Below are 21,042 nucleotides of genomic sequence, written 5' to 3' on the forward strand. Positions count from 1 at the left end.
AAATCAAAGACTAATTTGGTTATTTTATTGTGCTATTGTCATATTTATTCTGTCTGTTTATTTTATGAACACAGATTCAAGTCCCACACAGCGCAATTTTGGTCTTAGTTTAACTAGATCGAATGCAAATGAATTTGTGAAACGAGGCCCAACCTACAACCCTTTTAGTGTATAATTTATCGACAATTATACCTTCTAGCAATTGGGTATTAATAAAAATTCTACTCTTGCAATTATATCCACCGATTTTCATACACGGGTTTGATTCGTTGTAGTAGAATGTATTGCAAAAATTATTTTCCCGCTCGGAGTTTTTAATGAATAGACAAAGTGGTTTTTCTTTGATTGAAATTATGGTGGTAGTCGTTATTTTGGGAATTCTTGCCTCAATCGTTGTTCCTAAAATTATTAATCGCCCAGATGAAGCAAGGGTGGTAAAAGCTAAGCAAGATGTTTTAGCCATCCAAAATGCCTTAGACCTTTATAAACTCGACAATGGTTCTTACCCAACAACTGATCAAGGATTGGTGGCCTTAGTTGAAAAACCCTCTTCAAATCCCATTCCTCAAGATTGGAAACAGTATCTTAAATCATTACCCAAAGATCCTTGGGGGCGTGATTATCTATATCTTAACCCGGGCGAACATGGCGAGGTCGATATATTTACTTTAGGCGCATCAGGCCAAGCGGGCGGCAGTGGTATTAATGCTGAAATAGGCAATTGGGATGCACGCTGAGCGTGGATTTACTCTGATTGAAATTTTAGTGGTGGTGGCTATTATCGGCATCACCCTTGGTTTTGCAATGCTCGCTTTTGGTGATTTTGGTGCTAGTCGACGCGCAGTAGTGAGTGCTGAGCAATTTTCCTCTTATATTAAACTGGTTCAACAGCAAGCAATAATTGAAACGAGCACTCTCGGAATCAATTTAGCGAATGAAGGCTATAGTACTTACCGTTTTGAGAGCGGTGGTTGGCAAATGATGCCAGCAAAAAGTATTTTTCATTGGCGTTCCTTTCCGAGCAAGATTAGCGTGACCTTTCGGCAGGGAGGCTCTAAAAATAAATTAAAAAATCCAGACATTATTATCACTCCAGCAGGCGACATGTCTGAGTTTATTGCTGATTTTGGGACATCAACTAATACTCAGGTAGTCAGCTTAATTGGCAACACTGATGGGCGCATTATAATTGAGAAACCTAAATGAACCAAAGAGCGAAACAAAAAGGATTTACATTAATTGAAGTTCTACTCGCTCTATCCGTTATTGCTATTGCCTTGACTGCTCTGTTTAAAGCAACCGCACAAAATGTTTCAAATACTCAACGCATCAAAGAAAAAACAATTAGTCACTGGGTTGCCATGCAAGGGGTCACTATGATTCAACTAGGATTATTGCAACTGGCTAATCAAGAAGTAACTAAAGTGACTTCTATGCTAGGCCAGCGTTGGTATTGGCGTGCTAAAATGACTTCCACACCGATTAAATCAATACAGCAAATTACGATTACTGTGAGCAGAAATCAATCCGGTCCCTTTCGGGATCCACTCGTCGCCTTTTGGTATAAACCATGAAGACTGAAGAAGGGTTTACTCTCATTGAAATCTTAATTGCTCTTACTGTTTTTGCTATTCTTGCGGCGATTACCTCTTCAGCGATGTATTATGCCTTTAATACTCGCTCCCGCGTTATTGAGCAGGCTGAACGTCTGAATGCTTTGCAACTGGCTATCATATTGATAGAACATGATACCGAACAAGCGATTAGTCGTGATATACGCGCTGGTCATGAAATGCAACTCCACCCCATATTTGTGGGTGAATCTCAATACCTTGAATTTACGCGAAGCGGGTTGGTTAATCCTAATAGTGAGAAGAAACGCAGTGTTCTCCAGCGCGTCGCCTTTTTATGTCGAAATAATCAACTGATTCGTAGAAGTTGGGTGACCCTTGACCCAGTCAACCGAGATATTTATCAAGACAAAGTATTAATTGAGCGTCTCATGAATTGCCAATTTGCCTACTTAAATCATAGTTTACAAGTTTTGTCAGAGTGGCGACCTAATGCTGTGCAACAAAATCAACGCGCTGAGCCATTACCCAAAGCAATTCAAATGAATTTATCGTTGAATGACTGGGGCAAAATGAATCTTCTCTTTATTATACCTGGGGCGCTTTATGCGGAAAAATAGTGGAAGTGCTTTAATTACGGCATTATTCATCATGACCCTCGTTTCCATAGCAGCAACTGCGATGAGCACCCGCTTACAACTCGATATCTACCGCACTCGTTTAACCATTGCTAGCGATAAGGTCTATTTGGCCTCACAGGCAGTTGTTTTTTGGGCATTTGGAGAGTTATCTGATTCCAAAAATAAATTTACATTCAGTAACAAATTAGGCAAAGTTCTTGATTTTCCAAGCAAATTGCAATCTATTTATCCCGATGTCTCGATTCAGGGCAGTTTATATGATTTACAAGCTCGCTTTAATTTAAACAATATTTCTGATCAGAAATACCAATTATCGTTTATCAATTTCCTTAAAAATGCCACAAAATTAAGTCAAGAGCAGCGTAAAGAACTTGCTGTAACCCTACAAAACTGGATTATCCCCTACCAACCTGGTCAAGATGAGACGTTGTCACTTCAATATATGAAACAAAAACCACCCTACTATCCGGCCCACCAACTCATGAGGAGCGTATCTGAGTTTCGCTTATTAGAAGGAGTCTCTGCCAAGCTTTACCGTAGCTTGTTTAATTTTATTACCGCCCTACCCGAAGTAACACCGATTAATCTCAATACAGCCTCAGCACCAGTACTCCGATCACTAGGCTATGGTCTAGATGAAAGTCAGGTCGAACGATTAATAAATGCACGCGGGAAAAAAGGAATTCAGGATTTGAGAAAGATTAATCTATTATTGCAAAAAATGGGAATTCGAAGCGAGCAAGTCACGATTGAAAGTCAATACTTTATGAGCATTGCCAACGTCTCCTCTGCCGATTTAAACCTTAGAGTTTATTCAATTATCAAACGCAATAAAGATAAAAAGGGTAGAATTTCAGTCAGTATTATTAATGAGAGCGTGAATACCTTTGGGTAATTCCGTGACCTATACCTTATAAATTTAACAGAAACGAAGGGTCCCGATTCCTTCTATTAAGCCAAACTCAACCCATCGGACCAAGGGCGGCCGACCTACGCTTCCTAGGCCTATTTATAACTTTGCTGTATAAGAACCCGTTTCAGGTTCATCGGTGTTTTTTATCAGTGATTTTTTAACGATTGGATCAGCTGCAATATTCGAAACAAGGCATCTTACCTGTGGAATGTCCTCTTTGATACGATTTATAATTAAAGATACCTGTTGTTCTAAACACAAAACTTTGATTTGAGGACCAGCATCCGATGTAAAATAGCAGTTAATTTTTTCCTGACGCAGACCTCTAATAATATCCATCACCTGGTTACTTTCTTCCGTATGATAGGTTATGCCAACTTGTTTTAAACAATGGTGCATTTCTATACAATCTTGTTCCATGATGCTCCCTACAAGATCAATTTCTTTATCTCGTATCGCCTTAACCAACAAAGTAATTCTTTCTTCAGCTGCATCTATCCAACGTTGATAACTTGGACTTTTTAGTATCATTTTTCCAGCATTGCGAGTACTTATTGATTTTGGTTGTTCTGAAACTACAATTACGATCATTCGTAGTTCCGGCCAATGATTGGATGGAAAAATGGTTTCAGCAAAACAATCGTTACCTTCTGCATTTTCTCCCCTATGCCAAAATACCATACCACCATAAATTGAACGTACAGCCGAACCTGAACCTAAGCGAGCAAGTGCAGACAACTCCTTTTTTGATAGATTTAACTGACAAAGTTCAGCTAAGGCGATAGTTAATGCAGCAAAGCCGCTACCGCTACTTGCAAGTCCGCTCGCTGTTGGAAAATTATTTTTTGATTTTACATTGAAATATCTTTGAATCTGATACAGCTCTCGAAATTTTTGAATAAATGCTCTTATCATTTCGATCCCTGCTTCATCATCATAATTTTCAATTAAAATATTATCCGTTTTTTCACCATGATTAAACGACACAGTGGTTGTAGTAAAAAGATTCATTAGCGATAAAGCAAAACTAGATCGGGTCGGTAGTCTGAGTGATTCATCGCGTACACCAAAATATTTTACTAAAGAAATAGTTGGATGACTCCGAACCATAACAGAGTTGTTACTATGAAAAAAATGAACACCATAAAAGTATGAATACATTAGAATCTCAATATTGAAGTCTGATAATTTGGTAGGTGATAGGATCACAACAAGCGTAGATCGGCCTTGGCCCGACAATTTCCTAAATAATACCTCAAAACTCCCCAGTCTGCATTTCACCAAAGGATTTTGACGACATGATGGATTTTTTCAAACTTTAGCTGCTCTTATAAAATATAACAGGGACCGAAGGTCCCGATTAATTCTGCAAGGCTAACACAACCCATGAGTTCGCACTTGCTCCTCCCTGCTCGGTACGGTTGAGCGATTTTCCTCTTGCTTTTGACCAAACTGGTGAAAAAAATGAGTATCCTCTTGTTTCAATAAACTTAAATGCCGCTCACGAATATTTTTGGCGATGTTTTCTAGGTCTGATGGCCATGACATCCCTTTATTGAAACAATATAAATTTTCAACGACCAAAGCACCACAACTACTACCGTCGGGTTGTTTAATGGCAGGAGCTATTTTGATGCGAGTTTGTTTTGTGATTAAATTGGCCGCCACTAAGTCTTGGTGGATGGCTTTCAGTTCTTGCCGTTGATCTTCGTTGGAGAGGTAGCCATCAAAATACAAGAGCTCTGTGATCTGAGTTCCTTTGAAATTAATCTGCATTCCAACCCAATGATTTCTATTTGTATCGTTAATAGGGACAACGACTTTGGTCTCACTATCAGGCGGTAAATGAGCATGATATTTCCAAATACTCAAGGCGGCAGCGATACGAGCACCGCTAGCACCTTCTAGCTCCACACCTGCCAGGCAGACAATGGAGGGGTTATTGAGGCCTTTCATCCGATATCCTAAAATTTTATCGATATCTTCTGCCTCATAAAAATAACGTTGATTGACTGCATAAAACTCTTTGGGACCTGGGCGTTGTCGCCTTGCAATGCCAGCCACTGAAGGCTGAAAAAGTCGCGAACCTTTAACCTGAGATGCATTTTGTGCAGCAACTACTAGACTCTGCTGTAGAGGAGGTCGAATTGTGGGCTGAGATGCCGGTATGGATACAGTCAAGCTTTCTATTTCCTCCTCTCTTTGCAAACTTTCATTATCTAATAATCTCGCGTTATTTCTTCCAACCTCTCTTAAAAGCGCTTTAAGACGAGGGACCACATGTATATGTTTACATTTCACATGAAAACGAATCCCCTCATCTAGGAGTTCTTTTTGTAAACTTAAAAGCCCCTCTTTCTCTGCCGGTTTCTGGGCAAGCCGAATAGTTAAGGCATCCATAAGGTGAATCAACGCGTGATGGTCTCTATAAATGGCAGTGGGTCTAAGCATCTTAATAAGAGTTGTTAACTCATTAAGAGGCAGGTTTTGCCATAAAACATAAACTGCGGTGGATTGGCAAAGTTGATAACGCTCATGAATAGTACACGCTCTAAACAGCCAATAAAAATATTTAGCCTCTGATTGAGCAATTAAGATTTTTAAAGCCGAAGAAGGAAGTTCATGAAAAAATTGATTGACCAGGCCAGCTGCACTACCTTGTGTTTTCATCGACGAAGCGCGGCTGGAAGAACCTGTAGTTGTCACAGCCTTAGATTTTACCGAAGAGGAAGAAGAATAATTTATCCCTGATAAATCTAATAAGCGTTTTAATCCTTTTTCATCGTTGCTTTGGATTGCTCTAAATAAAGAATTTTGACTGGCCTTATGCCAATGTCTTGTAGCTCTTAGGTTAACCACCTCGGTAGCTCTAGTCCTAAAAAACGAATTAGGGTCTCGATTCGCTCGCCTAGTTTGTTTAGCTCCTCGAGTAGATATTATATGCTCCTCTTCCTCCTCTGTTTCTACCTCTGTTTCTACCTCTGTTTCTACCGCTGATTCAGTCATAGAATGGCTCGATTCTGTCTCGGAATTGAAAGTGGATTGTGGGGCCAGAGATAAATTTTTTGATAAGCTGTAATGCCAGCTTGGCTGCGCTTTCAGCGCAGTTAAACAATGATTTAATGAAACTTGGGCCGAAGCAGGAAAACGTTTGAAGGGAATAGTAATGAAGGATAAGAGCTCATGATACAAAGCGTCTAAGCGTTCATCATTAATAGAATTTTTATAAGCAACCAGCGAGGGGAGCAAGCGAAGTGCCAAAGTGGGATGTAAATAGGCAGAATGAAGAGCTTTGTCAGCTAGGCGTATAAAAAGCTCAAAGCCCTCCTTATCATCAGGTCTAATAAAGGTTGTCCAATGCTCCAGCGTTTGAACTAGGTCTAGCGGAATGAGTTTACAAGTTAGTAGCTTGGTTGCTGATTGTTTAAAGGGCTTGGAAGGTAAAGGAGCTGTTAAAAAGCCCCTAGCCTGCAGTCGGCCAAGACTGCAGAAGCTATTGGCAATGTCTCGTGCACTCAAATCGTTTAAAGTTAACAAGTGGGTGAGAGTCTGAGTCAAAATGCGAGAGTCAATCGCGCCGGTTAGAGACTGCGCTTGGGCTAAATAGCCTAAGCCATTGAGGCTGTTGGAAATAGCCTGAGGCTCAAGATTGTCTAAGGTTAAAAGTTTGCTAAATGTCTTACATAGTATCGCAGAGTCAATCGGGCCTGCTAGACGCTGCGTTTTAGCCAAATTGCCTAGGCTAGTGAGGCTGTTGGCAATAGACTGAGGTTTAAGATTGTCTAAGGTTAAGAGTTTGCTAAGTGCCTTACTTAGCATGACAGGGTCAATAACGCCAGCCAGATATTGCTCTTGAGCTAAATAGCCTAAACCATTGAGGCTGTTGGAAATAGCCTGAGGGTCAAGATCATCTAAAGTTAAGAGTCTACTAAGTGCCTCGCTTAGTAGCGCAGAGTCAATCGGGTCTACTAGACGCTGCGCTTTAGCTAAATAGCCTAAGCTATTGAGGCTGATGCCAATGGCCTGAGGGTCAAGATTATCTAAAGTTAAGATTTTTCTAAGTGCCTCACTTAGTATGGCAGAGTCAATGACGCCGGCCAGACAGTTCGCTCGAACTAAATAGCCTATGCTATTTAGGCTGTTGGAAATGGCCTGAGCATCAAGATTGCTTAAGTTTAAGAGTTTGCTAAGCGCCTCACTGAGTAGACCAGAGTCAATTGGGCCTGCTAGACGCTGCTTTTTAGCTAAATTGCCTAAACCATTGAGGCTGTTGGAAATGGCCTGAGCATCAAGATCGTCTAGGTTTAAGAGTTTGCTAAGTGCCTCATTGAATAAGACAGAGTCAATCGTATCTGCTAGACACTCCGCTTGGGCTAAATAACCTAAACCATTGAGAGTGTTAGCAATGTTTTGAGCCTGAAGATCGTCTAAGGTTAGCAGCTTGGTTAGTGTCTCACTGAGTAGCACAGGGTCAATAGCAGCTGTTAAACAGTTCGTTTGCGCTAAATAGCCTAAGCCATTGAGACTGTTGGCAATGTGTTGAGCACGAAGAGCGTCTAAGGTTAAGAGTTTGCTAAGTGCATGACTAAGTAGAACAGGGTCAATCGTATCTGTTAGATACTCCGCTTGAGCTAAATAGCCTAGGTCATTGAGACTGTTAGCAATGTTTTGAGCCTGAAGATCGTCTAAAGTTAGCAGCATGGTCAGTGCCTCACTTAGTAGCGCAGATTCAATACCAGCTGTTAGACAGTTTGCTTGCGCTAAATAGCCTAAGCCATTAAGACTGTTGGCAATGGTTTGAGCCCGAAGATCGTCTAAAGTTAGCAGCTTAGTTAGTGCCTCACTTAGTAGCGCAGGGTCAATGGCAGCTGTTAAACAGTTCGCTTGAGCTAAATAGCCTAAGCCATTAAGACTGTTAGAAATGGCTTGAGCCCGCAGATCGTCTAAAGTTAGCAGCCTAGTCAGTGTCTCACTTAGTAGGGCTGAGTCAATCGGGCCTGCTACACAGTTCGCTCGAGCTAAATAACCTAAGCTATTAAGACTGTTGGCAATGTGTTGAGCATGAGTATCGTTTAAAGATATGAACTTGCGAAGTAGATCATTTATTAGGGCAGAGTCAATCGCACCATCTAAGTACTTTGCTTGAGCTAAATAGCCTAAGCCATTGAGACTGTTAGAAATGTTTTGAGCCTTAAGATCGTCTAAGGTTAGTAGCTTAGTTAATGCCTCACCTAATAGGGCTGAGTCAAAAGCAGCTGTTAGACTATTCGCTTGGGCTAAATAGCCTAAGCCATTGAGACTGTTGGCAATAGCCTGAGAGTCAAGATAGACTAATGTTAGTAGCTTAGTCATTGCCTGACTTAGTAGGGCTGAGTCAATCGGATCAGCTAAACAGTTCGCTTGCGCTAAATAGCCTAAACTATTGAGAGCGTTGGCAATATGCTGAGGCAAAAGAAGAGTGTTGAAAGTTAAGAGCCTTCTCAGTGCATTACTTAAAAGAACAGGGTCAATCCCACCCTCTAAGCACTTAGCTTGAGCTGAATAACCAAGGCAATTGAAGCTGTTGCTAATAGCCTGAGGGATAAGCCCATCTAAGGTTAAGAGTTTATTCAATGCAAATACAAGGTGTTCGCTGTTTAGCTTGCCTGCAATCGCATTCGCTTTAGCCAAAGCACCTATGCCCTGTAAACTATTAGTCAAAGCCTTGTTAGTGGGTTGTGAAGCTAAAACTAAACTTAAGAAGAATTCTATTAGGGCCGAGGGTAATTGAGGCGATTTTTTTATATTGGAAGCTAGTTTTCCACTATTATAGAGAAAAAATGCAATTCTTTGTGCTCGTTGTCGAGAAGGAAAGGAATCAGTCAACTTATAAAATTTGCTTGATTCATTTTTAGAGAGATCTGTTAGTAGTTGAAAAGCAGCAAATACCTTTCGTTGAAATTCTAAACGTTGCTGTTTAGATTGCGACGACCTCATTAAAAGATAAATGTTCTCAAAACAGGCTTTGATTTCATCAAAAAAAACATCGACCTCTGTTTGCGATGTGACGCTTGGTCGCAAACGTTTAGACGGTGGTGCTTTCGTGGATAGTTCTTTTTGAGAAGCGGTAGCTTCGGGTCGAGCACGTTTCACACCCTGCTTAGGATTAAAAGATGGTATGGAAGTAACATGGACGTTTAAACCTCTGTGATTCAAAAGCTCCCACTTACCATTAGGTTCACTTGCTGTTTCTACCACAAGCTCCTTATTTTGATCTTGCCTATACCTTACCCAGCAGGAGTTTTCGGAACTAAAATAAGGGCCTATAATCATTAATTACTCCAAAAATCAAATCGCTTTTTAGGATAATATATAATCAGTCAATTTAATATAAGAACAATGAATGTTTGGAATATAATTATTGAAATTTGGAATTCAAATTTTGGGGCTTCAATTTGTGAGAAAAAGATGCTTGCTTATGAAAAAAAACTTACCTATTCGTCCTCTTCCTCATTCGGTTCTGAAGTTGGTTGTTTCGCGCTTAGCTCTTTAAACAATACATCCCCTTTTACTCTGTCTTCTGATGACAAAGTAGGCTCTAGTTCCTGAAGTTCTTTTACAGCTTGTTCATTTTTATTTGCCGCAGCCAACTTTAACCAGGCATAAGCTTGTGGTAAATTTTTAGACACTCCTAAGCCTGCCATATACAAATAACCCAATTTACCCTGAGCGATCGGATTGCCTTTTTCCGCTGATTTTCCAAACCAAAAAGCAGCTTGCTCATAATCCTTATCAACACCAGTGCCCGTCAATAACAATTGGCCTAGTTCGGTCTGCGCGTGCGTATTGCCTTGCTCAGCAGCAGCTTGATACCAAAAAGCCGCTTTCGCCGGATCAGCTTTCACGCCCAATCCATTAAGATATTGATAGGCTAAATAAGCTTGAGCATTTTTGTGACCTTGATTCGCAGCACTAGAAAACCAATAAGTAGCTGCACTCTGATCAGGAGCAATGCCATATTTACCGGTATATAAAAGACCTAGGCTATACTGCCCTTTTGCGTCCCCTTGTTCTGCTGCTTTTTGATACCAATATAAGGCATTATCAACATTCTTTTGTGTACCGGCACCCATCATATATTGATAGGCGAGATTAACTTGAGAACGAGCATAACCTTGCTCCGCTGATTTTTTAAACCATTCGAAAGCCTTTGCTTCACTTGCTTCTACCCCATCTCCGACTGCATACATTAACCCAACATTGCGTTGTGCAATCGCGTTTCCTTGAACTGCGGCTTTCATATACCAGGAAAACGCTTCTTTAAAGTCTCGTGTCACCCCTTGCCCATTGTCATAAAGGTAACCCAAACTTAATTCGGCAAGTGCATTTTTTTGTTCAGCAGATTTTCGATACCATTCACCTGCTTTGACTTCATCCTTGTTGACACCATAACCATATTGGTACATTCGTCCCAATAGATACATTGCCTCATTATTTCCTTCTCCAGCGGCTTGAACTAAATGGGGATAGGCAGTGGTGTAGTCCCCATTATCATACGCAGTAAAGCCAATGATTACGTCTGCAAACGCTGAATTGACATATAGACAAGCAGCGAGAATTAATAGTCGCATGCTCTCCCCCAAATTAGTCCCTTACCTAAAAGAGTAGAGTATTAAAACAACAAAGCAAATTATTAGGCATATTATTGCAAGCTCAGAGAGTTGAACTTAGTTTTGGGAGGATTGGATTTCGCATAAAGAATTGGGCCTCAGGCTGAGGCCCAATTCTTTGCTCAAGAGAAAGATAATTTTACCTAGAAACTTTGTTTATTCATTGTTATCAAGTGAAATATTGGTCTAAGGCCTAACTTACAATTCATTTATTCAGTGAAGCTAGAAAGCGCTCTACTTCCTCGACTGATAATTCCTTCCAATTTCCTCTTGTTAAAAAACGCGGCATAGTTAATTGGCCATAGCGAATACGAATGAGACGGCTTACTTCAACACCTTGAGATTGCCACAAACGACGAACTTCACGATTTCGCCCTTCAGTAAGCGTCACATGATACCAGACATTAGTACCCTCTCCACCTTTAAAATCAATGCGTTTAAATTGCGCGCGACCATCTTCTAACTCTACGCCCTTGAGCATTGCATTAATCGATTCAGGATTGACTTGACCATGCACACGAACCGCGTATTCTCTTTCTAAACCAAATTTAGGATGCATCAATCGATTGGCAAGCTCACCATCATTGGTAAAAATGAGTAGTCCAGAGGTATTAATATCTAAGCGCCCCACTTGTACCCAGCGTCCTTGCCTTAAAGGGGGTAACTTATCAAAAACAGTTTTACTGTGTTTAGGATCATTGCGGCTGGAAATTTCGCCAATGGGTTTGTGATAAATCAAGATGCGCGTTTTGGCTTGTGTTTTTAATGGATTAGCAATCAAGCGGCCTTGCACAGAGATTTTGTCATTTGCTCCAGCACTCTCACCTATTTGGGCAACTTTTCCATTCACTTGCACTAATCCCTGCTCAATCCAGCGCTCCATCTCCCTTCTAGAACCTAATCCTGCTTGACTTAATATTTTTTGTAATCGTTCGCTAGTCATTATTCTATACACTCTTCAATCGCTTGTTCGTCCACCACAGTAAATGAATTTGTGATGGTCTCTAAAGCCGGTAAATCACTCAAACTGGTTAAATTAAAATAATCAAGGAAAACTTTTGTTGTTACATAAACCGCAGGTTTTCCAGGAACATCACGATGCCCTGCAACTCTAATCCACTCTCTCTCTATTAATGTCTTCAAAATTGGGCTACTAACTGCCACTCCACGAATATCTTCAATATCAGCACGAGTTACGGGTTGGCGGTAGGCAATAATCGCTAAAGTTTCCAAAAGTGCACGGGAATATTTAGCTGGTTTCTCGGCATAAAGACGGCTAATCCAACTACTGTATTCAGTTTTAGTCTGTAGGCAATAACCACTGGCTAGGCATTTTAACTCAATTGCTCGGGTTTCATACTCTTTTACTAAGAGATTTAACGCATTAACCAATTGCTCACGACTCGGTCTTTGCCATTCTTCGAAAACCATTTGTAATTGTTCTAATGACAAAGGCTGACTTGAATTCATCAGCAAAGCTTCCACTATAAGCTTAAGTTCAGTTTCACTCATAATTTAAAACCTGTAAGTGAATAACTGCATACGCATTTGCTTGGGTAATTATGAGCAGTGATTGCTTAGCTAGTTCCAAGATCGCTAATAAGGAGACAGCCATTCCCATTCGCCCTTCTGCTCGAGAAAATAATTGAGTAAAGGTCATTGTTTTTTCCTGAGCTAGTCGTTCGAGTACCAGAGCCATGCGCTCCCTCACTGACAAGGGTTCGCGACTGATTTGATGACTAACCAAATGACTTTGTTGTTTAATTAATTCTCGCATGGTTGCCGTTAATGACGATAAGTCGACTTCAGGATGAATGACAGTCCGCTCTATCTTTTCACAAGGAATTGAAAAGCGAAATAAGTCTCGATCACAACGCGGCAAATCATCAATTTGCTGAGCCGCATTTTTAAATTGCTCATAGGCCTGCAACTTCCTGACCAACTCCAAACGTGGATCGGCTTCTGGCTCTTCATCTTCGCTAGGGCTAGGAGGCAATAATAATCGTGATTTAATTTCCGCAAGCATTGCTGCCATGACCAGATAATCCGCGGCCAATTCCAAGCGATGTTCTTCCATAATATGGATATATTGCATGTACTGCTTTGTGATAAGCGCAATGGGAATATCTAAAATATCAATATTCTGTCGCCGAATAAGATAAAGCAGCAAATCCAGAGGGCCAGAAAATGAATCCAACAAAACTTCTAGAGCATCTGGCGGAATAAACAAATCAGTCGGCACTTCAGTTAACGGTTTACCATCAATAATCGCTAGCACAGAAACGGTCGGTAACGAAAGTTCCGCATTCATTAATAATCCAAACCCATTACTTCGCGCACGGTATTTATATTTTTAGTTGCTTCTTCTCGTGCTGCTTCAGAGCCCTCAGCAACAATTCGCTTAACCGAACCCAGATCTGCTTCATACTCTTTAATTGTATTTTGGATGGGACTTAATTCTCGATTAATCGATTCAACAATCGGTCTTTTACAATCGATACAACCAATACCTGCGGTGCGACAACCTGTCTGTACCCAGTCTTTTACATCATCCGCTGAATAAATTTTATGTAATTGCCAAACAGGGCATTTTTCCGGTTCCCCAGGATCAGTCCGCTTCACTCGGGCAGGATCAGTGGGCATGGTTAGAATTTTTCTCTCAACCTGCTCAGGCTCCTCACGGAGACTAATCGTATTGTTATAGGACTTAGACATTTTTTGCCCATCTGTACCTGGCATTTTAGAAGTTTCTGTAAGCATGGGCTGCGGCTCTGGCAGAATAATTTTTCCTGAACCATCTAAATAACCCAGCAAACGCTCTTTATCACCAATCGATAAATTATTCTGATTTACTAGCAAAGCCTGCGCTGTACTAAGCGATTCTTGGCAACCATCCTGCTGGAATTCTTTACGCAATTCCGTATAAAGTGAGCCATTCTTCTTTCCCATTTTTTTAATGGCTTCTAAGGCCAAAGCTTCAAAATTAGGTTCTCGCCCATAGATAAAATTAAAGCGTCTAGCTATCTCGCGTGTGAGTTCGATATGAGCTACCTGATCTTCGCCAACAGGAACGTAATCCGCCTTGTATAAAAGCACGTCTGCAGTTTGCAAGAGTGGATAACCTAAAAATCCATAAGTCGATATATCTTTATCGTGCAATTTTTCCTGTTGATCTTTAAAACTAGGAACTCGTTCAAGCCAGCCTAAGGGGGTAATCATTGATAATAAAAGGTGTAATTCGGCATGTTCTGGCACCCAAGACTGAATAAAAATCTTAGATAAACTAGGATTTATGCCACAGGCAAGCCAATCAACAACCATATCCCATAGAATAGTTTCTATAAAACCAGGCTCATCATAACGTGTGGTTAATCCATGCCAATCGGCAACAAAAAAATAACAATCGTATTGGTGCTGTAATTTAAGCCAATTCTTAAGCACACCATGGTAATGACCCAAATGTAACCGACCACTCGCGCGCATTCCTGATACAACGCGTTTATTAGCACTAAATAAGGCTGACATCAAAATCCTTCATTCTATTTATAAAGACAATCTAGCAACCAGATTTGCTAGAACCTTCTATTATGGGTATATGCTATCTAAATGGTTCCGGATCCCCCTTTCCTTCACGTAGAATAACGGGATACTCTCCGGTTAAATCAATCACTGTCGTGGGTTCATGACTGCAATTCCCACCATCGATGATTAAATCAATTTGATTTCCTAATAAATCTTTAATAGCCTCCGGCTCGCTCAATGGGGCAGTTGCTCCGGGCAAAATGAGAGTCGTACTCATCAAAGGCTCATCAAGACACTCCAGTAAAGCGAGGGTAATATTATGTTCAGGCACACGCAAACCAAGCGTTTTTCGTTTAGGGTGTAGCATTAATCGGGGTACTTCATGGGTTGCATTCAAGATAAAAGTATAAGATCCGGGGGTAAAGGCTTTTAATAAGCGAAAAATTGCATTCGATACTTTTGCATAGGTTCCCAATTGTGACAAATCACGACAAACTAGCGTCATATTATGATTTTTATCTAATTGCCGTAATCGTCTAATCCGCTCGAGGGCTGGTTTATTTCCTAGTTTACAACCCAATGCATACCCTGAGTCGGTCGGGTAAACGATTAATCCCTTTTCTTCGACTATAGCCGCCGCTTGGCGTAACAATCGAGCCTGTGGATTATCGGGATGAATTGCAAAAAACTGGCTCATTAAAAGTCCCCTATCAATTGATCCATTGATGCCATATTGGTATACAGTTTAGCGGTAGTTGTTGCTGTCTTCCAAGAGAAATACGCGATAATGTATCCCCATGATAATCGGAGCCAGTCGAAGCAAGTAATTCATACCGCAAGCAAAGCCCGGCCATTTCCTGCATCTGCGTAGCGGTCATTTCACCTGAAACAACCTCCACCCCTACACCGCCCGCCTCCTTAAAATCACAAATTAATTCTTGCAATTTTGTTCGTGTAAGAGAATATTTTAAAGGGTGAGCAATTACCGCACAACCATTCGCCTGGATTATTCCTTCAACAGCCTCGGGGATCGAAATCCAAGGTGTGGGTACAAAAGCGGGTTTTCCTCGCGATAAAAATCGTTTAAACGCTGTTTGCAAATCCTTCGTTAAACCTTCATTCACAAAAATTTGCGCAAAATGAGGTCGAGCAATTCGTTCATGCCCAGCAAGTGCGCAAGCTTTTTCATACGCATTATCAACCCCACACCACTTCATTTTTTCAGCAATTTGTTGCGCTCGCAGGATACGACTTTCACTCTGGCGCTTGATGAGTGTTTGAATCTGTTCATTATCAATATCGAAATTTAAACCTAGGATATGGATATCATATTTTTTCCAACGAGTAGTTAACTCGATTCCATTAATCACTTTTATTGGATAACCGGATGCAGCCTCTCGCAGAACCTTAACACCTTCTACCGTATCGTGATCGGTCAAAGCCAAAATTTGAATATTAACGTCCAAGGCCTTTGCTAATAAGGCTTGCGGAGTCAGCATTCCGTCAGAAAAATTGCTGTGACAATGTAAATCAATCATAGGGGTGGATTCGAAGTTAAAGATAAAAGGGCATTTATAAGTATATCAAATCCTCTCTCTTAAAATAACCCTTAGAGAATAATTGCGGTTTTCATAACTTCTAAGACTAGACAATCGCTTTCACGGAGCTCTAGATTCAATCGGCCAATTATGGACCCAAGGCTCAAACTAGAAGGTAAATCGTCACATTTTGAATTTTTCGTTGCTATACTTTGAATATAAGTTGTCCTATTTTTTTCCGAGTAATTCATGGATAAGAAACTTCGTATAGTTTTGGTCGAGGATAATATTACCAACCAAAATAGAATGAAACGATTTTTAAAGGAATTATTTCCCTGTGAAGTCCTTACGTTTACCCATGGGATTGAAGCTACTAATTTTCTCTTAGCACCAACAAGTGTATACGATCTAGTCATTCTCGATGGTAAATTACGATCTCTTCCTCACACTCTCCAACAAATTCCAGTAGATGGCCCCGAAGTCGCCGCCGATTTAAAAAAAAATGGCATTAGAGCAAAAGTTGTTTTATGGACTAATGATCCCGATATGCTCTCGCGTTTTGATGATGTGTATGAGGGAAGCCGTCTTCCGGAAATTGAAAAACCCTGCCGAAAAGAAAATATTCAAGTCATATTAGGACCTATCGTACAAGCTATTCTTAGCGGTGAATCTTCCTATGATACGGATAAGATAGCAGATAATGCCGCGGATTATTCAATCTCTTTTCGTTAATCCGACATACTTATGAGTTCAGTACTTGCTAAAAGACTGTTTTATGAACTATTCTTCACTAATATAGACCTTTATTTTTTATAGCCCATTGAGTAGTACACTGCGTAACGAAACACTTAGTTTTCCCTACTTGAATTCGCACGAATTAGCAAATTTGTGTGGTGTTCTTCATGAAAATATCAAACTATTGGAAAATCATTTTAATGTAACCATCAAAATAAATCATGATGAAGTCATTTTATTTGGCCATAATAATCATTCCCTCAAGCAAGTAAAGCAAGTGATTAAACACCTCTGTCACTTTGTTGATAGGCCTATATCGGTTGAATTAATCAACGCTTTATTGATTGAATTAGATAAGGATTCTCAAATTACTATGTCAACCATTAAATTATCCCGAAAAAGTATTTTACCCCGCAATAATAAACAAGCTGAGTATTTAACTAGCATTAATAAACATGATATTGTTTTTGCCGTAGGACCTGCAGGTACTGGTAAAACCTATCTTGCAGTCTCTAAAGCAATAGAAAGTTTTGAAAAAGGTGAAGTTCATCGACTTGTCTTTGTTCGCCCCGCAGTTGAAGCAGGTGAAAAATTAGGTTTTTTACCCGGCGACTTGGTTGAAAAAGTTCTTCCTTATTTGCGCCCAATTTATGATGCTTTATACGAAATGATTGGTTTTAAAGAAACACAAAAATTAATACAAACCGATGTAATTGAAGTACTACCCCTTGCATTTATGCGTGGTAGAACATTAAATGAAGCTTTTATTATTCTCGATGAAGCACAAAACACCACTATTTTACAAATGAAAATGTTTTTAACTCGTATGGGATTCGGCTCAAAAGCGGTCATTACCGGCGACATGACTCAGGTTGATTTACCTAAAGGGATCGATTCTGGTTTAGCGCATGCGGTTAAACTACTGACCAACATTGATGAAATTAGTATTCATCATTTTACGAGTCGCGAAGTGGTGAGACACCCCTTAGTGTCTAAAATAGTTGATTGCTACGATGACGCAGATGTGAAAAAGGGGATAAAATAATGAGTTATCATATTGATTTACAGCATGCTTGTGATGAACCCATTCCCGTCAGTGACGAATCGTTGCGAACTTGGGCTGAATTAGCGCTCCTTGAACATATGGACTCCGCAGAATTAACTTTGCGCTTGGTCGATCCTACAGAAATAACTGATTTGAATCATACTTATAGACATCAAAATAAACCCACGAATGTTCTTGCGTTTCCAAGCGAGCTTCCTGATAACATAGAACTCGATTACCCCCTGCTTGGCGATGTCATTATTTGTCCACTCGTTCTTCAGCAGGAAAGTCAGGAAAGTGGGAAGTCCTTGCAGGAGCACTGGGCACATATCGTTATTCATGGTGTCTTACACTTATTAGGCTATGATCATATTAAGGATAGTGATGCTGGAATCATGCAAGCACTAGAAGTAAAATTACTTTCCAAACTTGGTTTTGCTAATCCATACCAAACAGAGGGTGATAACGTTGAGTAAAGAGGAAGAACAGGGTTCGTTGTTCACACGCTTAAGGCAATTATTGCAAGTTGAACCACAAAATAAAGAGGAATTAATTGGTCTTTTACGGGATGCACATATTCGATCTTTAATCGACTCAGAGACTTTAGGGATGATTGAAGGGGTTATTCAATTCACTCAAATGCGAGTGAGGGATATCATGCTACCTAAGAAGCAAATGACTTGCATCTCACAAGACGCTGAACTCAAAGAAGTCATTGAAATTGTCACAAGCTCAGGCCACTCTCGATTTCCTGTGACGGGTACTCACCGAGATGAAGTAATTGGCATTTTACATGCAAAAGACCTCTTGCGTTTTCAGGCTGAACAAAATTCCGACTTTGATTTACAGGATATTATTCGACTCACTACTTTTGTCCCTGAAAGTAAGCGTTTGGATTTGTTATTAAGTGAATTCCGCAATAATCGTAATCACATGGCTATCGTTGTGGATGAATACGGTGCTGTAAGCGGTTTCGTGACCATTGAAGATATTATTGAGCAGATCATTGGCGATATTGAAGATGAATTTGATATTGATGAAGAAGCTTATATCAAAGCCCATAGTGATCATTATTATATTGTAAAAGCTCATACACCTATCGAAGAGTTCAATGAACAGCTGCACGCTCATTTTAGCGATGAAAACTATGACACAATTGGTGGTATTGTGATGACTAACTTTGGATATTTACCTAAACGCGGCGAAGTGATTACAATCGATCGATTCGAATTTAAAGTAATTAACGCTGATGCGAGGCGGATTAAACTTTTAGCATGCTACGATAAACGCTCTTAAGCAGCTAAATAATAATATTGAGGACAACGAATTAATGAACAACAGTATCTAGATTGTAGATGATGATACCGAACTAACTGATCTCTTAACTCAATACCTCGAGCCCGAAGGTTTTGAGGTTATCTGCGTTCATGATGGCGAATCTGCGATTAAAAAAGCGCTCAATCATAGCTTTGACGCGATTATTCTTGACGTTATGCTTCCTAAATTAAATGGCTTTGAAGTATTAAAAGCGATTCGCGAGCACCTGGAAACACCGGTTCTCATGCTCACAGCGCGTGGAGATGATATTGACCGAATCGTTGGTCTAGAAATTGGTGCTGATGACTATTTACCCAAGCCCTGCAATCCTCGTGAATTAACAGCAAGACTGCGTGCCATCCTGAGACGCACTCAGAAGATTCCTACTCAACGGCCAATTATTGAACATCAAGGCATTATAGTCGATTGCTCTAAGCGTGTAGCAACGCAAGAAGGAGAAGTTTTAGAATTGACTAATGCTGAGTTTAATATTCTCGAGATGCTAATTAAATCGCCAGGACAAGCATTTTCAAAAGAAGAGTTAACTGAATATGCACTAGGTAGAAAATATACTGCCTATGACCGCAGTATTGATGTGCATATTTCAAACTTAAGAAATAAGCTTGGTGATAATCAGGAAGGTGAACCAATCGTTAAAACTGTACGTGGATTTGGGTATATGTTTAATGCGTAGTTTGTATTGGAAAATTTTTCTTTCCTTTTGGCTAGCAACTATCTTGATTATCATCACGACAGCTTGGGTTACCAGTGAAATCGCACAAAAATCTTCTATTCCTGCACGCGAACGCGTCTTCATGGACAGTTATGCCAATGCTGCAGTTGCAACCTTTGAGTCAGGTCGACATGAAGCGTTGAGTAAATGGCTTACTCAGATTGGTAACTCACGGCAAATGGATTTGTATTTGCTGACCAGTACTGGCGAAATCATCGGTTCACCCGCCCCAGTCGATGTGGTTAAACAGATTGCTGCGAATCTCGATGAATTAGATGTGGGCTTACTAAAATTTGGCGATATTATTGTAAGCCATGAAATTCTTTCAACCTCAGGCACTGCTTATCGACTTGTAGCCGTAAGTGAAAAACCACTCGCCCATTTTGTTGAAATTCCTTGGGCAGGACTCACCTTACGCATCCTTATCGCCATCATTATCAGCGGTCTTATCTGCTATTTTTTGTCAATTTATCTCACCCAACCCTTACGCTCATTAAGATTGGCGGCCAAATCAATAGCCACTGGGAAATTAAGTACTCGTGTTGGTCATTTTAAAGGACATCGGCGCGATGAAATTGCCGAATTAAGTGGCGAATTTGATCGTATGGCGGAACAACTTGAAACCATCATTAATTCAAAAGAACGGCTATTACAAGATATTTCTCATGAATTACGTTCCCCGTTAGCACGACTGCAAATCGCTATCGAATTAGGTCGAAACAAAGCAAATCTTATCGCAGAAACTGAATTCAACCGCATGGAAATCGAATGCTTACGTTTAAACACGCTGATTGGTGAAATTCTTGAATTCGCACGACTTGAGAAATTAACAACTCATCTAAATAAAACAGCAGTTAACTTACCCGATTTACTTAATCGGATCATCGTGGATGCCAATTTTGAAGTGAGTAAAGAAAAACCTGTTGTCAGTTTTCAGCAAACTCAGAATTGCGAATTATTTCTTGATGAGCGTCTCATTCATCGTGCCATTGAAAACATTATTCGTAATGCCCTATGTTATTCGGCAGCTGATCCTAAGATTAGTGTCACCTTGCATTCTCCTGAATTAAACACAGAGATTTACATTGATATCGAAGACAACGGCCCTGGCGTCCCAGAAGATCAATTGACTAAAATTTTTAACCCTTTTTATCGCGTGGATAGCTCAAGAGAAAAGAAAACTGGTGGTTATGGCCTTGGCTTATCGATAGCCTTACAAGCGATCAAATTACATCATGGTGATATTCAAGCATTTAATCGTAAAAATGGCGGGCTATTAGTAAGGATTAGTTTGCCAATCCTAGTCAATTTACAATTTGGGCAATTTGCTCCTATAAAATAATTTCCTAAAAGAACCCTTGATTCCAGTGGAAATATT

General features: G+C 40.2%; 20 protein-coding genes. 11 read left to right on the forward strand and 9 right to left on the reverse strand.

Translation table 11 applies throughout. The features are described 5' to 3' along the window. The first annotated feature begins 317 nt into the window (after positions 1 to 317). From lspG to gspK, 5 genes are read left to right on the forward strand one after another with little or no spacing between them, the layout of a single operon-like run. Positions 318 to 737, forward strand: coding sequence for a GspG family T2SS major pseudopilin variant LspG (gene lspG / locus Ldro_RS01625; protein WP_058494682.1), 420 nt, complete (start codon positions 318 to 320; stop codon positions 735 to 737). Beyond that, on the forward strand, positions 727 to 1,206 hold the full coding sequence (gspH, locus tag Ldro_RS01630) for a type II secretion system minor pseudopilin GspH (RefSeq protein ID WP_058494683.1): 480 nt from the start codon (positions 727 to 729) through the stop codon (positions 1,204 to 1,206). Before lspG ends, gspH begins: the two co-directional genes overlap by 11 nt. Continuing rightward, positions 1,203 to 1,574, forward strand: coding sequence for a GspI family T2SS minor pseudopilin variant LspI (gene lspI, locus Ldro_RS01635; protein WP_058494684.1), 372 nt, complete (start codon positions 1,203 to 1,205; stop codon positions 1,572 to 1,574). Before gspH ends, lspI begins: the two co-directional genes overlap by 4 nt. Beyond that, positions 1,571 to 2,191 carry a GspJ family T2SS minor pseudopilin variant LspJ gene (gene lspJ / locus Ldro_RS01640; RefSeq protein WP_058494685.1) on the forward strand — a complete coding sequence of 207 codons (621 nt, stop codon included), beginning with the start codon at positions 1,571 to 1,573 and terminating at the stop codon, positions 2,189 to 2,191. Before lspI ends, lspJ begins: the two co-directional genes overlap by 4 nt. Beyond that, positions 2,178 to 3,107 carry a type II secretion system minor pseudopilin GspK gene (gene gspK / locus Ldro_RS01645; protein ID WP_058494686.1) on the forward strand — a complete coding sequence of 310 codons (930 nt, stop codon included), beginning with the start codon at positions 2,178 to 2,180 and terminating at the stop codon, positions 3,105 to 3,107. The genes lspJ and gspK overlap by 14 nt, the downstream gene beginning before the upstream one ends. A 114-nt stretch (positions 3,108 to 3,221) precedes the next feature. Here gspK and mvaD read toward each other — a convergent pair whose 3' ends face one another. The 9 genes from mvaD to Ldro_RS01690 form a co-directional block, all read right to left on the reverse strand. After that, positions 3,222 to 4,286: a diphosphomevalonate decarboxylase gene (gene mvaD / locus Ldro_RS01650; RefSeq protein WP_058494687.1), complete on the reverse strand. Its 1,065-nt coding sequence runs from the start codon at positions 4,284 to 4,286 to the stop codon at positions 3,222 to 3,224. A 213-nt stretch (positions 4,287 to 4,499) separates the two neighbouring features. Beyond that, positions 4,500 to 9,437: a Ulp1 family isopeptidase gene (locus tag Ldro_RS01655; RefSeq protein ID WP_058494688.1), complete on the reverse strand. Its 4,938-nt coding sequence runs from the start codon at positions 9,435 to 9,437 to the stop codon at positions 4,500 to 4,502. A 161-nt stretch (positions 9,438 to 9,598) separates the two neighbouring features. Beyond that, positions 9,599 to 10,735 (reverse strand): SEL1-like repeat protein, encoded by a 1,137-nt coding sequence (locus tag Ldro_RS01660; RefSeq protein WP_058494689.1) that lies wholly within the window; start codon positions 10,733 to 10,735, stop codon positions 9,599 to 9,601. A gap of 244 nt (positions 10,736 to 10,979) precedes the next feature. After that, on the reverse strand, positions 10,980 to 11,717 hold the full coding sequence (gene rluB / locus Ldro_RS01665; RefSeq protein WP_058494690.1) for a 23S rRNA pseudouridine(2605) synthase RluB: 738 nt from the start codon (positions 11,715 to 11,717) through the stop codon (positions 10,980 to 10,982). After that, positions 11,717 to 12,286 (reverse strand): SMC-Scp complex subunit ScpB, encoded by a 570-nt coding sequence (gene scpB / locus Ldro_RS01670; RefSeq protein WP_058494691.1) that lies wholly within the window; start codon positions 12,284 to 12,286, stop codon positions 11,717 to 11,719. The genes rluB and scpB overlap by 1 nt, the downstream gene beginning before the upstream one ends. Next, the gene (locus Ldro_RS01675; RefSeq protein WP_058494692.1) at positions 12,279 to 13,085 is read right to left on the reverse strand and encodes a segregation and condensation protein A; all 807 of its coding nucleotides are present in this window, start codon (positions 13,083 to 13,085) and stop codon (positions 12,279 to 12,281) included. Before Ldro_RS01675 ends, scpB begins: the two co-directional genes overlap by 8 nt. Further along, positions 13,085 to 14,299 (reverse strand): tryptophan--tRNA ligase, encoded by a 1,215-nt coding sequence (locus Ldro_RS01680; protein ID WP_058494693.1) that lies wholly within the window; start codon positions 14,297 to 14,299, stop codon positions 13,085 to 13,087. The genes Ldro_RS01675 and Ldro_RS01680 overlap by 1 nt, the downstream gene beginning before the upstream one ends. Positions 14,300 to 14,372: 73 nt before the next feature. Further along, positions 14,373 to 14,993 (reverse strand): L-threonylcarbamoyladenylate synthase, encoded by a 621-nt coding sequence (locus tag Ldro_RS01685; protein ID WP_058494694.1) that lies wholly within the window; start codon positions 14,991 to 14,993, stop codon positions 14,373 to 14,375. A 13-nt stretch (positions 14,994 to 15,006) separates the two neighbouring features. Further along, positions 15,007 to 15,834 (reverse strand): PHP domain-containing protein, encoded by an 828-nt coding sequence (locus Ldro_RS01690; protein ID WP_058494695.1) that lies wholly within the window; start codon positions 15,832 to 15,834, stop codon positions 15,007 to 15,009. A 249-nt stretch (positions 15,835 to 16,083) separates the two neighbouring features. On the opposite strand from Ldro_RS01690, the gene Ldro_RS01695 reads away from it, so the two are divergent. From Ldro_RS01695 to cpxA, 6 genes are all read left to right on the forward strand, one after another. Then, complete coding sequence (locus Ldro_RS01695) at positions 16,084 to 16,566, forward strand: response regulator (protein WP_083497875.1); 483 nt, start codon at positions 16,084 to 16,086, stop codon at positions 16,564 to 16,566. An 88-nt stretch (positions 16,567 to 16,654) separates the two neighbouring features. Beyond that, positions 16,655 to 17,614, forward strand: coding sequence for a PhoH family protein (locus Ldro_RS01700; protein WP_058494697.1), 960 nt, complete (start codon positions 16,655 to 16,657; stop codon positions 17,612 to 17,614). Further along, positions 17,614 to 18,090: an rRNA maturation RNase YbeY gene (gene ybeY / locus Ldro_RS01705; RefSeq protein ID WP_058494698.1), complete on the forward strand. Its 477-nt coding sequence runs from the start codon at positions 17,614 to 17,616 to the stop codon at positions 18,088 to 18,090. Before Ldro_RS01700 ends, ybeY begins: the two co-directional genes overlap by 1 nt. Beyond that, positions 18,083 to 18,910, forward strand: a complete 828-nt coding sequence (locus Ldro_RS01710; protein WP_058494699.1) for an HlyC/CorC family transporter — start codon at positions 18,083 to 18,085, stop codon at positions 18,908 to 18,910. The genes ybeY and Ldro_RS01710 overlap by 8 nt, the downstream gene beginning before the upstream one ends. Before the next feature lie 52 nt (positions 18,911 to 18,962). Continuing rightward, on the forward strand, positions 18,963 to 19,625 hold the full coding sequence (gene cpxR / locus Ldro_RS01715) for a two-component system response regulator CpxR (RefSeq protein ID WP_238583944.1): 663 nt from the start codon (positions 18,963 to 18,965) through the stop codon (positions 19,623 to 19,625). Then, entirely contained in the window at positions 19,618 to 21,006 is a 1,389-nt protein-coding gene (gene cpxA / locus Ldro_RS01720; protein WP_058494700.1) for a two-component system sensor histidine kinase CpxA, read from the forward strand. Before cpxR ends, cpxA begins: the two co-directional genes overlap by 8 nt. Positions 21,007 to 21,042: the final 36 nt, after the last annotated feature.

Source organism: Legionella drozanskii LLAP-1 (assembly GCF_001467585.1).
GTDB classification, from domain to species: Bacteria; Pseudomonadota; Gammaproteobacteria; order Legionellales; family Legionellaceae; genus Tatlockia; species Tatlockia drozanskii.